This is a genomic window from Pseudomonas solani (genome assembly GCF_026072635.1).
Classification (GTDB): Bacteria; Pseudomonadota; Gammaproteobacteria; order Pseudomonadales; family Pseudomonadaceae; genus Metapseudomonas; species Metapseudomonas solani.
In genome coordinates, this window is sequence record NZ_AP023081.1 from 4,759,372 (window position 1) to 4,774,663 (window position 15,292).

At 67.3% G+C, this 15,292-nt stretch carries 12 protein-coding genes; 7 read left to right on the plus strand and 5 right to left on the minus strand.

Going from position 1 to position 15,292, the window contains the following annotated elements; all coding sequences use genetic code 11:
• Positions 1-59: 59 nt before the first annotated feature.
• Positions 60-2,735 carry a patatin-like phospholipase domain-containing protein gene (locus tag PSm6_RS21635; protein ID WP_265168169.1) on the minus strand — a complete coding sequence of 892 codons (2,676 nt, stop codon included), beginning with the start codon at positions 2,733-2,735 and terminating at the stop codon, positions 60-62.
• Between the two features lie 356 nt (positions 2,736-3,091).
• Between PSm6_RS21635 and PSm6_RS21640 the strand changes: the two genes are divergently transcribed.
• Entirely contained in the window at positions 3,092-3,736 is a 645-nt protein-coding gene (locus PSm6_RS21640; protein WP_021222118.1) for a hypothetical protein, read from the plus strand.
• A gap of 60 nt (positions 3,737-3,796) precedes the next feature.
• On the opposite strand, the gene PSm6_RS21645 is transcribed toward PSm6_RS21640, so the two are convergent.
• The gene (locus PSm6_RS21645; protein ID WP_265168172.1) at positions 3,797-5,035 is read right to left on the minus strand and encodes an MFS transporter; all 1,239 of its coding nucleotides are present in this window, start codon (positions 5,033-5,035) and stop codon (positions 3,797-3,799) included.
• 182 nt (positions 5,036-5,217) lie between these two features.
• On the opposite strand from PSm6_RS21645, the gene PSm6_RS21650 reads away from it, so the two are divergent.
• The 4 genes from PSm6_RS21650 (at position 5,218) to PSm6_RS21665 (ending at position 7,341) form a co-directional block, all read left to right on the plus strand.
• On the plus strand, positions 5,218-6,105 hold the full coding sequence (locus tag PSm6_RS21650; protein ID WP_184489441.1) for a LysR family transcriptional regulator: 888 nt from the start codon (positions 5,218-5,220) through the stop codon (positions 6,103-6,105).
• A 118-nt stretch (positions 6,106-6,223) separates the two neighbouring features.
• Positions 6,224-6,376: a hypothetical protein gene (locus PSm6_RS21655; protein WP_158480955.1), complete on the plus strand. Its 153-nt coding sequence runs from the start codon at positions 6,224-6,226 to the stop codon at positions 6,374-6,376.
• Positions 6,373-6,669 carry an antibiotic biosynthesis monooxygenase family protein gene (locus PSm6_RS21660; RefSeq protein WP_263403076.1) on the plus strand — a complete coding sequence of 99 codons (297 nt, stop codon included), beginning with the start codon at positions 6,373-6,375 and terminating at the stop codon, positions 6,667-6,669. Before PSm6_RS21655 ends, PSm6_RS21660 begins: the two co-directional genes overlap by 4 nt.
• 153 nt (positions 6,670-6,822) lie before the next feature.
• Complete coding sequence (locus PSm6_RS21665; protein WP_043242913.1) at positions 6,823-7,341, plus strand: ankyrin repeat domain-containing protein; 519 nt, start codon at positions 6,823-6,825, stop codon at positions 7,339-7,341.
• A 598-nt stretch (positions 7,342-7,939) separates the two neighbouring features.
• Here the strand turns inward: PSm6_RS21665 and putA are convergent.
• The gene (putA, locus tag PSm6_RS21670; protein ID WP_265168176.1) at positions 7,940-11,914 is read right to left on the minus strand and encodes a trifunctional transcriptional regulator/proline dehydrogenase/L-glutamate gamma-semialdehyde dehydrogenase; all 3,975 of its coding nucleotides are present in this window, start codon (positions 11,912-11,914) and stop codon (positions 7,940-7,942) included.
• Between the two features lie 254 nt (positions 11,915-12,168).
• Positions 12,169-12,405 carry a DUF3820 family protein gene (locus tag PSm6_RS21675; protein ID WP_265168177.1) on the minus strand — a complete coding sequence of 79 codons (237 nt, stop codon included), beginning with the start codon at positions 12,403-12,405 and terminating at the stop codon, positions 12,169-12,171.
• Positions 12,406-12,555: 150 nt separating this feature from the next.
• Here PSm6_RS21675 and PSm6_RS21680 point away from each other — a divergent pair, with 150 nt between their 5' ends.
• On the plus strand, positions 12,556-13,434 hold the full coding sequence (locus tag PSm6_RS21680) for a DMT family transporter (RefSeq protein WP_265168178.1): 879 nt from the start codon (positions 12,556-12,558) through the stop codon (positions 13,432-13,434).
• Here PSm6_RS21680 and PSm6_RS21685 read toward each other — a convergent pair.
• Entirely contained in the window at positions 13,409-13,765 is a 357-nt protein-coding gene (locus tag PSm6_RS21685; RefSeq protein WP_021222126.1) for a hypothetical protein, read from the minus strand. The genes PSm6_RS21680 and PSm6_RS21685 overlap by 26 nt on opposite strands.
• A gap of 316 nt (positions 13,766-14,081) precedes the next feature.
• Between PSm6_RS21685 and PSm6_RS21690 the strand changes: the two genes are divergently transcribed.
• Positions 14,082-14,768: an endonuclease gene (locus PSm6_RS21690; protein WP_265168180.1), complete on the plus strand. Its 687-nt coding sequence runs from the start codon at positions 14,082-14,084 to the stop codon at positions 14,766-14,768.
• Positions 14,769-15,292: the final 524 nt, after the last annotated feature.

Sequence of the window (15,292 nt, forward strand, 5' to 3'; positions counted from 1 at the left end):
GCAGTTCGTCGGCTGGCGCACATCCCGGCCCGGCTCCGTGTGGAGCCGGGCCGGGCGGCTCAGTCGATGGTGGGCGAGGCCAGGCGCACGCCGCGCGGCGGCTTGGCCAGGTAGCTCCACAGGGCATTGGCGATGGCGTTGTGGTTGAGGCCGTCGCCGAACAGCTGCTGGCCGATGCACAGGCCGAGCTGGCGGTAGCTCTCGAACTGGGCCTCGTCGAAGAACTGGTCGGCGGTGCTCTGGTTGGGGAACACGGGGTTGGCGCGGGCGTAGTTGAACACGTCCACCGGCAGCGATTCGATCAGCCGCGGCTTGAGCAGGAGAATGCGGCTGGTGAGGGTGCGCGACGCCTCGGCATCGTCGCGCTCGCCGCTGCTGAAGACGTTGAGCAGCATGGCGCAGCGACGGTCGCCGGCGGCCGGTGGCTGGCGGAAGCCATCGAGGCTGGAGAACACCTGGGACAGCAGCGGGTGGTCGAGCACGTCGCTGTCTTCCTCGATCTCCAGGGCGTGGTCGATGCGCGACAGGCGGATGAGGTTGGCCAGGTCGTCGAAGCGGTAGTCCGGGTCGCAGCCGCAGTCGCACATGACGATCAGCTCGATGTCCCGCTGCGGGCGCACCAACTCATAGGTGGCGGTGTTCTCGAAGTGCCCGCCGTCGGTGAGGTAGAGCTTGTCGCGACGATGGCCGTGGAAGTGCGCGGTGAGTTCGTAGAACAGGTAGGTCTGCGCCGGCAGCCAGCGCGACAGGCGCTCGGAGTTCTTCGACGGGCCGGCCTGGCGCGGCGGGAAGTTGCTCTGCCACCAGGTGCCCAGGCGCACGTTGGCCAGACCCAGGGCCAGGGAGGTGCCGAGGCTGGTGGCACGGCCCAGGCCGGTGCTGAAGGCGGCGCCGGAGGTGGCCACCCATTGGCCGAGGGACAGCGGCTGGTTGATCTCGCCCTTGCCGCTGGGCGGGATGCGCACCTTGCGCTCGCCGTCGAGGATGAAGCTCACCGCTTCGGCGTCCGGATTGCCCGGGGCGTACCAGTAGGGCGCCACGCACAGCGGCTTGCCCTTGCGGTCGCGCTGCACCAACTGCTCGGAGGGGTCCACGGTGAGGTTCATGGTGACGTTGATCAGGTGCAGCGGGCCGGCGGTGCGGGTGCGGTAGTAGGCGTCCAGGGCGATGTCGTCGCGGGACAGGGTCTGCGCCACGCTCATGCGCTTGCGGCTCTGCCGGCTGGGCACGTCGAAGCGCTGGCCGTTGGAGGCGCCGAGGTAGGCGCGGGTCAGGCGCGCGGCGTAGAAGGCTTGCAGGGTGGAGAGGTTGATGAAGCCGATGAACTGGCCGGATACCCACGCCAGCAGCGCGGCGACCACCGCCAGGCCGATGAGGCGCTGCAGGGCGAAGGGCGGCATGGCGTCCGGGCCGGGCACCTGGCCGTTCCAGGCCACCCATTGCACCAGCAGGCCCCAGACCAGGGCGATGCACACCAGCATCACGGTGCCGGCGACCAGGGCGATCACATCCAGCGGCAGCTTGCTCAGCCAGCTGGGCAGCGGCTTGTCGTCGGAGGAGCGGGCCAGGTGGCGGGCGATCCAGGCCAGCGCCGGCAGCAGCGCGGCGGGGGCGGAGGCCTGCCAGTAGCCCTGGGCGAGCACCACATAGAGCTCCTGGGCCAGTTGGTGGAGCAGCGCCAGGGCCAGCAGGGCAGCGGTGAAGGTGATGGACTGGCTCAGGGCGCGGGTCACCCGCAGGCGGTAGTTGCGCACGTTGTTGGCGTCGAGGCCGGCGTCGTCGCGGCTCGGTTTGCGTTCCTGGGTGAACACCAGCGCGGCGCACCATAGCAGCCCCAGCACGGTGACGACGATCACCAGCCACAGCAGGATTTCCACCGGGTTGGTGGTGTCGGGCGTGTGGGATTGCAGGTAAATGGCGGGGATGGCCATGGCGATGATGATCACCACCGCGCAGAGGGTCGCCCAGTTGGCCAGGGCTGGGGGTTCGTCCTGGCTCTTGCGCGAGTAGATCAGCCAGTAGGCGAGCATCAGCGGCGCCACGCTGAGCAGCGTCACTACGCCGGGCACCAGCAGCAGGCTGCCGCAGAAGGGACTGCCCGGCCAGAAATGGCAGACGGCGCCCTGGGTGAGGGCGATCAGGGCCAGCACCAACAGCATCGGCATGCCGATCACGTACTGCACCGAGAGCCAGTTGCGCCAGGTCATCGCCAGGGCGTAGATCAGGTCGCCGGCGCCGGTGGGCGTCAGGTAGCGGCCGTTCTCCCGCAGCCAGGCGGTGGGGCCGTCACCCACCGGGGCGGCCTGGTAGTTGTCGGAGGAGTGGATGCGCCCCGGCGGCTGGTAGCGCATCACCCGGTAGGCGTCGAGGGCGGCCTGGCGGGCCTTTTCCTGCTCGTCGCCATTGACCGGGCGCAGGCGCTCGGGCTGGAACAGGCTGGAGAAGAACGAGCCCATGTAGCCGCCGCCGCTGACGGTAGAGAGGTAGTCGAAGCGGGGCAGCAGGCGGGCGCGGGGATCGTCTTCGCTGTTCTTCGGCTGGCGGTTGGCGCCGGGGTCGACGGGCGCGCGGGCCAGGGCCTGGAGCACGCCGAAGCAGAAGGTGGCGCTGCGGATGCCGCCGCCGGAGAGGGCGACGGCCCAGGGGCGGCGCGGCGACTCGTTGTCGGTGTCGAGGCCGAGGGCCTTGCGGCGCCAGGTGATCCGGTCCTGTTCCGCCTTGTACTGGTCTTCCATCCGCCGCTCCCTGGTCGTTGTAGGTCTTCGCTGAAGTCCGCCTAGTAAAGCAGGAGTCGGGCCGATTGCCATTACGGCAAGCGGGCGGCAGGGGCCTGCCGCCTCCGGCAAGCCCTGGCCTCGCCGGAGGCGCGTAGTGGGCTACAAGCCGCGCCCGGCGTGGGTTTGCAAGCGATTGAAGGCAAAGGTTTTTGTCGCCGGATGCCGGTGTGGTGGGGCAGGGCTGGCACGGCCATTGCTCCCCAGGCCCTGTGCTTGAAATTCCGTATGGCAGCACACGCCGGCTTGGTGCAGTTGCAAGCCCCAGCCCTCCACCCCCGGCAGCGGTCCGCCGGGCAAGGCCAAAAGGAAACCCCATGAAGATCAACGCAGGAGTGAACGACTGGTATTCCTACATCAGGCAGTCCAACGCTATGAAAGACCCCTCGATCTCCGCCCTCGACAAGTCTGTCCAGGTCCAGGAGGAGAACGCTTCCCGCTACCAGGACAGGGTGTCCATTTCCGCGGAGGCCAAGAGCCTCCTCAGCCAGGTCGATGGAGGTGACCCAGCCCTCGCCGACGATCCGTTGAGCCGGGTGGCGCCCGAGGCGACCTACAGCCCTGCCAGCCTGCAATCGTCTGCCGCTGCCAGCGAGCCGGAAGCCCAGGCCGCCACCCGCGATGGGGTGGCCGTCGACTCATCGGGCCCGCCCTGGCGCGTCTTTTCCGCTGGGCAGCCCCTGACCGCCACCAGTCCGGCCGAGGCTGAGGCGCGTATCGACGAGATCACCCGCCAACGCGTCGCCCTCTATCAGAAGGCCATGGAGGCTGGTGCCAGTGACGAGGAGATCGGGCGGCAGATGGCCGCCTTCAACGCGGCGTTGCCGGATGACTACAAGGCCCTTGCCGGCAAGACCGAAGACCCCGCCGCCGCGCTGCGGGTGATGACCGAAGGCGCGGGACTGGCGGTCAGCCAGGAGCCCGACGCGCGGCTGAGGTCGCTGGGCATGCAAGTGGGCTGATGTTCAGTGGGTTCCCGCGCTCGCGGGGGCCCACTGAAAAGCTCCGCAGGTTTACTTCCCCTATGGCTTGCTTGTGCACGCCGCGCCCTGTGGCTGGCGCGACAGGTGCAGGGCTATCAGCAGCGCCAGGCTGAGCATCAGGCCGACGAACAGGCCGATGCCGTTCCAGCCGGCGCGATTCCAGAACAACCCGCCGACCGTGCCGGCGATCCCCGAGCCCGCGTAGTAGAAGGTCTGGTACAGCGAAGCCGCCTGCCCCTTGGCCTGCACGGCGCGGCGCCCGACCCAGCTGCTGGCCACCGAGTGGGCGCCGAAGAAGCCGAAGGTGAACAGCAGCATGCCCAGCAGGATCAGCGGCAGCGGCGTGAGCAGGGTCAGGCCGAAGCCGGCGAGCATCAGCAGGATCACCGCCCAGAGCACCTTCTGCCGGCCGACGCGGTCCGCCAGGGAGCCGACCATCGCCGAGCTGTAGGTGCCCGAGAGGTAGACGATGGAGAGCATGCCCACCGCCGCCTGGCTGAGGTGGTAGGGCGCATCCAGCAGGTGGAAGCCGATGTAGTTGAAGACGGTCACCAGGCTGCCCATGAGCAGGAAGGCTTCGAGGAACAGCAGCGGCAGGCGTGCATCGCGAAAATGCATGGCGAAGCCGCCGAAGAGGTTTTTCGCGGTGATGGGCCGCGCCTGGAAGTGCCGCGATTCAGGCAGCACGCGCCAGAACACCAGCCCGGCGATCAGCGCCAGGGCGCCGATGCAGGCGAGGGTCCAGTGCCAGGACACGTAGTCGACCATCACCCCGGCCACCAGCCGCCCGCTCATGCCGCCGATGGCGTTGCCACCGATGTACAGGCCGACGGCGAGACCGGTGTGGCGCGGGTCGATCTCCTCGCTCAGGTAGGTCATGGCCACGGCGGTCAGCCCGCTCAGCGACAGGCCCACCAGCACGCGCATGAGCAGCACCATTTCCCAGCTCTGCATGGCCGCGCTGGCCAGGGTGAAGAGCCCGGCGCAGAGCAGCGAGACCCCCATCACCCGCTTGCGCCCGAGGGCGTCGGAGAGCGAGCCGGTCACCAGCAGGCCGCAGGCCAGGGCCAGGGTGGAGACGGAGAGGATCATGCTGCTCTGCGCCGCGCTGATGGCGAAGGCCTGGGCCAGCACCGGCATCATCGGCTGCACGCAGTAGAGCAGGGCGAAGGTGGCGAAGCCGCCGCAGAACAGCGCGAGGCTGGTGCGCAGGAAGGCGGGGGTGCCTTTTTCGATATGGCTGGGCAGGGCGCTGTCATGGGCGGACGGATTCATCATGGACCTCGGCAAGGCTTCATCAGGGCCCCGGCGCCTGTCGTGCAGGCGTGCGCCGTCGCACCCGCTGATCGGGGGTGGAGTGGCTGCTTCGTTCGGGATATGGGCAAAGCCTATCGGCGGGGAGTGATACTTTCCAATATATTGTTCGGCATCTTTGATAGGCAGGACATATCATTCCCGCCATGGAACTCCGTCATCTCCGTTACTTCATCGCCGTTGCCGAAGAGCTGCATTTCGGCCGCGCCGCCGAGCTGCTGGGCATCTCCCAGCCACCCTTGAGCCAGCAGATCCAGGCGCTGGAGGAGGAGCTGGGTGCACGCCTGTTCGAACGCACCAACCGCCGCGTGGCACTGACCGAGGCGGGGCGGCTGTTCCTCGTCGAGGCGCGCCAGGTGCTGGCCCAGGTGGGGCAGGCCACCGAGGTGGCGCGCCGGGCCCAGCGCGGCGAGCTGGGTGAGTTGAAGGTCGGCTTCACGTCGTCGGCGCCTTTCACCTCGGTCATACCCGAAGCCATCTTCCGCTTTCGTCGCGCCTACCCGGACGTGCAGCTGGAGGTGCACGAGATGGTCAGCCGCGACGTGGCCGAGGCGCTGCTCAACGGGCGCATCCAGGTGGGGTTGATCCGCCCGCTGCCGCTGCCCGAGTCCCTGGTGGCGGTGGAGCTGTTCCGCGAGCCGCTGGTGGCGGTGCTGCACGCCGACCATCCCCTGGCGACAGACCCGGCCCTGGACGCCGGGCTGTACCTGCAGGCCCTGGCCGCCGAGCCTTTCGTGTACTTCCCGCGCACTGCCGGTACCGGGCTCTACGACCAACTGATCGCCCTGACCCACGAGATGGGCTTCAGCCCACGCATCACCCAGGAATCCCACAGCGCGCTGACCATCATCGGCCTGGTGGCGGCGGGGCTCGGCGTCTCGGTGCTGCCGGCGTCCTTCACGCGCATGCAGTTCGATGGCGTGGTCTACCGCCGCCTGCTTGACCCCGTGGCGACCACGGCGGTCTGGCTGGTGCGCCGCAGCGACGAGCGTTCGCCGTTGTCGCGCTCCTTCATCCAGATGCTGACGCAGTGAGATTCGCAGGATCAGGCAAGCATCACGCAGGAATCGTCTAACCGGGAAAGCCTTCCCGCCCGTAGTCTTTCGCTGTATCGGCGCTGACTACGGGCGCCGCATGCCGAGGTCGAAGGCGATGCGAGAGCAACAGCGAAGCAACCCGCGCAAGGCCGATCGTGCAGCACTGCCGGTGATCCTGTGGTTGCTGGTGCTGACGTCCCTGTTTCTCGCCACGCCATTGATCGAGGCCTGTGTCCTGGGCCACGCGCAAGAGGAGAACAGTCCATGACCCCATCCCCATCCTTTACCAGCCTCGCCTCGATCCGCGCCCGCAACGGGCGTTCGGCCGAGTTGGGCGAGCGCCTGCTCGCCCTGGTCGAACCGGCGCGGCGCATCGAGGGTTGCATCAGCCACGAGGTGCTGCGCGCCCCGGGTGACCCCGACCTGTGGTTGCTGCAGGGCCGCTGGGCCAGCCAGGCGGCGCTGGAGCACTATTGCGACGGCACCTGTGGCCAATGCCTGGCCGAGGTGCTGCAGGGCGCCCTGGTGCTGGAGGCGAGCTACTCCAGCGACACCCTCTAGCGTCACCGCGGCGCTGCAATGGCGCAGGCGTACCCGCCCCATCCACGGCGGCTTTCAACCCTATAGATAATCCCTAAGAGCCGCGCCCCGGCTGCTTCCCTATCATCGGCCCATTGATTTCCGCAGCCTGGCTGCCACTTCAAGGAGAGCCTGATGAGCGAGCAAGACAAAGCGGCCGCACTGGATGACGCCACCCTGGAATTCGCCAACAAGGTGTTCGACCTGGCCCGCGCCGGAGATGCACACAACCTGGTGGCACTGCTCGACCAGGGGCTGCCGGCGGACCTGCGCAACCACAAGGGCGACAGCCTGCTGATGCTGGCCAGCTACCACGGTCATGCAGACACGGTGCGTGCCTTGTTGGAGCGCGGCGCCGACCCGGACCTGCGCAACAACAACGGCCAGACCCCGCTCGCCGGTGCCGCCTTCAAGGGCGACCTGGCCATGGTCGAGCTGCTGCTCGCCCACGGCGCCGATGTGGAAGGCGCGACGCCCGACGGCAAGACGGCCTTGATGATGGCGGCCATGTTCAACCGGGGCGAGATCATCGACAGCCTGCTGGCCCATGGCGCCCGTATCGACGCCACCGATGCCGGCGGCGCCACCGCCCTGTCCGCCGCCCGGCAGATGGGCGCGGCGCAAGCGCTGGAGCGGCTGTCCGCCCGGCATTGATCCCGGATGGGTTGTGGGCTCCCTGTGGGAGCGGATTCATCCGCGATTGGACTCCCTCCGTGCCCGCCGCATCCCCGTCACCCCGTAGGGCGGGTGAAACCCGCGTTGTCGTGGTACACCCCCTCGTCGGGTTGCACCCGACCTACAGCGGCACGGCGCCGTAGGTTGGTGCCGAGCGTAGCGAGGCCCAACGTTGCGTGGTTCGGGTCTGTTGCGTTGGGCTTCGTACCTCAGCCCAACCTACGGGGCTCCGAGTTCCCAGGCAGCACTGCCTGGTGGATGAAAAGAGCGTCATCCACCCTACAAAAGCTGTCGGCGGCAGGGCATGGAAAGAGGGCGGCTGTAGGGCGGATGCAACCCGCGAAAGCCTTCCTCTCAGATTTCCAAACACCAGAAATGAAAAAGGAGCGGCGCTTGTGGCGCTGCTCCTTTGCCCGAAGGCCTTGGATGGCGGGACGAGCCGCCTGTTGGAAAAGGCGCCAGGCGGATCACCGGGAACCTTGGGTGCCCACATCCCTCTTGAGGAGGCGGGCGCCAGGGGCAGAAGCCCCTGGTTGGAACGGGTGGCGGGCCAGGTGTTCGCCGGGCCCGCCGGCCATCAGCCGATGGTCATCAGGCTGGCGTTGCCGCCGGCCGCTGCGGTGTTGACGCTCAGGGCGCGCTCGATCAGCAGGCGCTCCAGCGGTACCGCGGTCTCGCCTTGGGACAGGCCCTGGACACCGATGATCGGGCCTTTGCGCGCAGCCACTTGTTGGCAGATGCCGCGCAGCTGGTCCGAGTCACCGTGGTGCAGCACGGCGTCGAATTCCACGCCTTCGGCTTTCCAGTCAGCGACCAGCTGGATGCGTGCCTGTACCGCCTTGGGCAGCTTGCCGCGCAGGGCCTTGGTGAGGTCGCCGTCCTGCCAGATCACCGCGCTGCCGACCGCGAGGGCGGCGGCCAGCTGCACCAGCAGGTCGCCTTCGTCGTCGGCCAGACCCAGCACATTGGCGCGGGGCAGCAGCATGTAGGTGTTGCGCTCGCCGGTCGGGCCGGGGAGGGTGCGGGTGAGGCCACTCTGGGAGAGTTCGGCGAAGCCGTCGCAGAGGCTGGCCAGCTCGGCCTTGCCTTCCTTGCCCGCCCATTCCTTCAGCGCTGCGAGGGGGTTGCCCTGGCGTTGCTGCAGGCTGGTGCGCAGGTGGGTGTCGGCGGCCTGTTCGTCCATGCGCTTGAAGGTGCGGCTCACCGCGTCCACCGGGCGTGTGGCCAGCAGGCGATACATGTACAGCGGGCCGCCGGCTTTCGGACCGGTGCCGGAGAGGCCTTCACCGCCGAAGGGCTGCACGCCGACCACGGCGCCGACCATGTTGCGGTTGACGTAGAGGTTGCCGGCGTGGGCCTTGTCCACCACCTTGGCGATGGTCTCGTCGATGCGGGTGTGCACGCCCAGGGTCAGGCCGTAGCCGGTGGCGTTGATCTGGTCCAGCAGCTGGTCCAGGTCCTGGCGCTTGTAGCGCAGTACGTGCAGCACCGGGCCGAAGACTTCGCGCTCCAGCTCGTCCAGGCTTTCCAATTCGATCAGGGTCGGCATCACGTAGGTGCCGCGGCTCATCACGTCGCCTTCGGTGCGGGCGACCTGGAACACGTGGCGGCCCTTCTTGCGCATGGCGTCGATGTGCTTGTCGATGCCGGCCTTGGCTTCAGCGTCGATGACCGGGCCGATGTCGATGGCGAAGTTGTCCGGGTTGCCCAGGCGGCATTCGGCCATGGCGCCCTTGAGCATTTCCAGCGCGCGGTCGGCGACGTCTTCCTGGATGCACAGCACGCGCAGGGCCGAGCAACGCTGGCCGGCGCTGTCGAAGGCGGAGGCGACCACATCGGTGACCACCTGCTCAACCAGCGCGGAGGAGTCGACGATCATCGCGTTCTGGCCACCGGTCTCGGCGATCAGCGGGATCGGGCGGCCCTGGGAGTCCAGGCGGCCGGCGACGTTGCGGGCGAGGATGCCGGCGACTTCGGTGGAACCGGTGAACATCACGCCCTTGACGCGCTCGTCGGCCACCAGTGCGGCACCGACGGTGTGGCCTTCACCCGGCAGCAGCTGCACGGCGCCTTCCGGGATGCCGGCTTGCAGCAGGATGCGCACGGCCTGGGCGGCGATCAGCGGGGTCTGCTCGGCGGGCTTGGCCAGCACGGTGTTGCCGGCGGCCAGGGCGGCGGCCACCTGGCCGCTGAAGATCGCCAGGGGGAAGTTCCACGGGCTGATGCACACCACCGGGCCTAGCGGGCGGTGGCTGTCGTTGGCGAAGTCGTGGCGTGCCTGGGCGGCGTAGTAGCGGAGGAAGTCCACGGCTTCGCGCACTTCGGCGATGGCGTTGGCGAAGGTCTTGCCGGCTTCGCGGGCCAGCAGGCCCATCAGCGGCTGGATCTCGGCTTCCATCAGGTCGGCGGCGCGGTCCAGGGCGGCGGCGCGCTCCACCGGCGGGGTGGCCTGCCAGATGGGGGCGGCGGTCAGCGAGGCGAGCACGGCGTTGCCGACGTCTTCCAGGCTGGCGTTTTGCACGTGGCCGACGATGTCGCGACGGTCCGCCGGGTTGGCCACCGGCAGGCTCTCGCCGGCGCTGGCGTTGCAGCCGAGCATCGGCTGGGCACGCCAGTCGGCGTGGCCGCTGCTGAGCAGGGCGCTGGACAGCGAGCCCAGGCGGTGCTCGTTGGACATGTCGATGCCGCTGGAATTGGTGCGGGCGCTGCCGTACAGGTCACGCGGCTGGGGAATGCGCGGGTGCGGCTTGCCCAGGGCGCCTTCGGCGGCGGCGATGGCTTCGATGCTGACGACCGGGTCTTCCACCAGTTGCTTGATGGAGATGGTCTGGTCGGCGATGCGGTTGACGAAGCTGGTGTTGGCGCCGTTTTCCAGGAGGCGGCGGACCAGGTAGGCCAGCAGCGTTTCGTGGGTGCCCACCGGTGCGTAGATGCGGCACGGGCGGTTCAGCTTGCCTTCGGCGATCTTGCCCACCACTTGCTCGTACAGCGGCTCGCCCATGCCGTGCAGGCACTGGAACTCGTACTGGCCGGGGTAATAGTTCTGCCCGGCGATGTGGTAGATGGCCGAGAGGGTGTGGGCGTTGTGGGTGGCGAACTGCGGGTAGATGGCATCCGGCACCGCCAGCAGCTTGCGCGCGCAGGCGATGTAGGAAACGTCGGTGTAGACCTTGCGGGTGTAGACCGGGAAGCCTTCCAGGCCGTCGACCTGGGCGCGCTTGATCTCGCTGTCCCAGTAGGCGCCTTTCACCAGGCGGATCATCAGGCGATGGCGGCTGCGGCGGGCCAGGTCGATGACGTAGTCGATCACGTACGGGCAGCGCTTCTGGTAGGCCTGGATGACGAAGCCGACGCCGTTCCAGCCCTTGAGCTGCGGCTCGAAGCAGAGGCGTTCGAGCATGTCGAGGGAGATTTCCAGGCGGTCCGCTTCTTCAGCGTCGATGTTCAGGCCGATGTCGTACTGCTTGGCCAGCAGGGTCAGCGACAGCAGGCGCGGGTACAGCTCGTCCATCATCCGCTCGTACTGGGCGCGGCTGTAGCGCGGGTGCAGGGCGGAGAGCTTGATGGAGATGCCCGGGCCTTCATAGATGCCGCGGCCGTGGGACGCCTTGCCGATGGAGTGGATGGCCTGCTCGTAGGAAGCCAGGTAGCGCTGGGCGTCTTCCTCGGTCAGCGCGGCTTCACCGAGCATGTCGTAGGAGTAGCGGAAGCCCTTGGTCTCGAAGCTGCTGGCATTGGCCAGGGCTTCGGCGATGGTTTCGCCGGTGACGAACTGCTCGCCCATCAGGCGCATGGCCATGTCCACGCCCTTGCGGATCAGCGGCTCGCCGGACTTGCCGATGATGCGGTTCAGCGAGCTGGAGAGGCCGGCCTCGTTGTGGGTCGACACCAGCTTGCCGGTGATCAGCAGGCCCCAGGAGGCGGCGTTGACGAACATCGAGGGGCTCTGGCCCAGGTGCTGCTGCCAGTTGCCGTTGCTGATCTTGTCGCGGATCAGGGCGTCGCGGGTGCCCTTGTCGGGGATGCGCAGCAGGGCTTCGGCCAGGCACATCAGCGCCACGCCTTCCTGGGAGGAAAGGGAGAACTCCTGCAACAGGCCCTGGACGATGCCGGCACGGCCGCTGGCGCTTTTCTGGTTGCGCAGCTTCTCGGCGATGCCGTAGGCGAGCTTGTAGGTGGCGTCGGCCATGTCGGCGGGCAGGCGGGCCTGCTCCAGCAGCATTGGCACCACTTCTTCCTCGGGGCGACGATAGGCCCCGGTGATGGCGGCACGCAGCACGGATTGCGGCAGGATGCTTTCGGCGAAGTCGAGGAACGGCTGGTGGATCGGGTCGATCAGGGCTTCCACGGCCTCCAGGTCACCCTCGGCCAGGCGCGCGGCGATGCCTTGGAGCTCGGGAAGGGTCTTGCCGCTTTCCAGGGTCTCCAGGTAGCTGTAGATGGCCTGCTTGATCAGCCAGTGGGGCGTGCGGTCGATCTGGCGGGCGGCCTCTTTCAGGCGCTCACGGGTGGCTTCGTCGAGCTTCACGCCCAGGGTGGTGGTGGTTGCCATTTCTTATCCTCATTCTTGCCGTGGTCGCGACGGCTTTTGCGGCGCCAAGAGTAGCTGCGCATGAAGCGAGGTGCAACCAGGTGCAACCTAAGTTTTTCCAGTCAATCCGACCATTGGCCGGGCCGTGCAGTAAAAGCCGCACCGCCTTGGTGCCCGTGGCCTGTAGCGCTTCCTTATAAGGTGCAACCCGGTGGCCGGTGGCAGGGTAACCGGCCAGTCACAAGCCTAGACCCTTTCTGGTTGCACCTGTGGAATCAATCGGCGGGCCGACGGGCTGCACCGGGGCGGCGCAAGGGGGCGAGCAGCGGCTTGAGGCCGTTGTGGTCGATCTCCTGCATGAGGGCGAGCAGTCTGCCGATCTCACCTTTCGGGAAGCCTTCACGGGCGAACCAGTTGAGGTAGTGGCCGGGCAGGTCGGCGAGCAGGCGGCCCTTGTACTTGCCGTAGGGCATTTCACGGGTCACCAGGAGCAGCAGGTCTTCGGGTTTCATCGGTCTCGCGCCGGCCGGGAGGAGGGAAGTGGGCAAGAATACCTGCTAACCGGCTACTGTCACTTGAGCCTGAGTCACGAAGCCGATATTTTTGAGCCGCCTAATCATTAGTCTGCTACCAAATCGGGCGCGGACCACCCCGGAATCCCCATGAGAACCAACCCCCCATCGCTGCGACGAGAGGAACCCCTGAAGGGCATCCTGCTCGTGTGCCTGGCGATTTTCCTGTTCTCCAGCCATGACGCGATCTCCAAATACCTGTCGGCCTTCTACCCGATCGTCATGGTGGTCTGGGTGCGCTACCTGGTGCATACGCTGCTGATGGCGGGCTTCCTGCTGCCCCGCGAGGGCCTGCGCGTGCTGCGTACCCAGCGCCCGCTGCTGCAGCTGGGCCGGGCGCTGTGCCTGATCGGCACCAGCCTGTTCTTCACCACCGGCCTGCGCTACATCCCCCTGGCGGAGGCCACGGCGGTGAACTTCCTCGCGCCGCTGGTGGTGACCGCGCTGTCGGTGCCTTTCCTCGGCGAGCGCGTCACCCGTGGGCAGTGGGTGGCGGTGCTGCTGGGCCTGGGCGGGGTGATGCTGATCGTGCGGCCGGGCAGCTCGCTATTCACCCCGGCGATCCTCCTGCCGCTGGCCTCGGCGCTGTGCTTCGGTTTCTACCAGTTGTTTACCCGGCGCCTGAGCCAGACCGACAGCCCGGGCACCAGCAACTTCATCACCGGCATCACCAACACCCTGATCATGAGCACCCTGGTGCCGTTCTTCTGGGAAGCACCGACCACCCTGGCCCACGGCCTGCTGTTGCTGGCGCTGGGTGCCTGCGGGATGGGCGGGCACGTGCTGCTCACCCAGGCCTTCCGCCATGCCTCACCGGCGCTGCTGGCGCCGTTCAGCTACGGGCAGATCGTCTTCGCCGGGTTGCTCGGCTTCCTGCTCTTCGGCCACGCGCCGGATGCCATCGGTATCGCCGGCATCCTGGTGATCGTCGGCAGCGGCCTGTTCACGGCCTACGCGCAGCGGCGCTGAAGTCGTCGGCGCTGCGGGCCAGCGTGTGGCTGGCCTGGGCGTTGTCGACGTACTCCTTGAGCCAGCGCAGCACCTCCACCGGTTCCCAGCGGGCCGGGTCGAAGAGGGCGTAGGCCAGCCCCTGGTAACCCACCACATCGAGCTGCTTGTGGTAACCGGCGCGCTGGAACAGCGCTTCGATCTCCGCCAGGCAGGTGTTGAAGTGCACCCGTGTGAACGGCGTCTTGCCGTCGGTCACCAGCCCTTCCAGGCGCAGTTCCGCGACCGCCTCGCTCACCTCGTCCACGGCCATGCGATTGACCGTGTATTTCAGCTGCAGTACGTCGACCATCCCTGTTCTCCTCCTCAATGCAGGCCTTGCGCCTTGTTGCGGCTTCCAGCCGACTGGCGCAGGGGGCGGGGGGCCGGCCGCTTCGGCAAGCGGGGTGGAAAGCCGAGACCGGCGACCTGGGAGACGATGATCCCAGGGATTTGTGACAGTGGTTTTGGCAAGGCGGTTGGGGCTGAAAGGTTCATAGGACGCTTCTCTGAAATACTGTATATTTATACATCTATCAGCTTCGCCGCTTCGTTTGCAACCAAACTCCGATGAATAAACGTTGTCAGTGAAGGCCTTGAAAACAGCCGTACCGGGAACCCCAGAAGTAATGATCCGTCTCGTCCTGCTGCTGAGCCTTCTATTGGCCGGCACCGCCCACGCCTCCGCCCCCCGCACCTTCCAGGAAGCCAAGAAAGTCGCCTGGAAGCTCTACGCTCCCCACCCCGTCGAGTTCTATTGCGGCTGCCGCTACAACGGCAACAAGGTCGACCTGAAGAGCTGCGGCTACGTGCCCCGCACCAATGCCCAGCGGGCCAAGCGCATCGAGTGGGAGCACATCGTACCGGCCTGGGTCATCGGCCATCAGCGCCAGTGCTGGCAGAAGGGCGGGCGCGAGAACTGTGCCAGGCATGACGCCGCCTTCCGCCGCGCCGAGGCCGACCTGCACAACCTGGTGCCGAGCATCGGCGAGGTGAATGGCGACCGCAGCAACTACGGCTTCGGCTGGCTGCCACAAAAGCCCAGCCAGTACGGCGCCTGCCCGATGGTGGTGGACTTCAAGGCACGCAAGGCCATGCCGCGCCAGCAGGTGCGCGGCATGATCGCGCGCACCTACTTCTACATGAGCGAACGCTACGGCCTGCGCCTCTCCAAGCAGGACCGCCAGCTCTACAGCGCCTGGAACAAGCAGTACCCGGCCGAAGCCTGGGAGCGTAACCGCAACCAGCGCGTCGCCTGCGCCATGGGCCACGGCAACCACTTCGTGGGGGCGGTGAACCTGAAGTTGTGCAAGTAGGGGCGACTTCAGTCGCCCAGGGCAACGGAGTTGCCGCGGCTTGCGGAGGGCAGCCCTGCGGGCTGCTTGGCGACTGAAGTCGCCCCTACAGGTTGCGCTGCGCATCAGCCGCGAACCCTTCTGAAACATCGCATCGCGAATGAATTGGCTCTGTCTGCGTTAGCTATTGTGGTTTTAAAGCAAGCGCTCAAGCACGGCCATTTCCGGGCGTCCAAGAGTTCGTACCACCTCCATCGCATGGGTTTCGCTTCGCTCTACACCATCCTACGAAAGCCGCCGCTACGTGCACGTTGGATTGGTGCGCACATCAATGTGTGGATTTGAGCAAAGAAAGTTGGAGCAGCCGCCAACGCCCCTCCAGGAGGCCGAACGCAGTCGTTGCGCCGGGGGACGAGCGGCATGGATGCCGCGAGAGGCGCGCCAGGCCATGGATGGCCCATCGCGCCGGCCCCCAGACGACGCTTGCGGCGAACGCACTTCAGTGCGGCCCGAAGGGCGAGCGTAGCGAGTAACGACGATGGAGT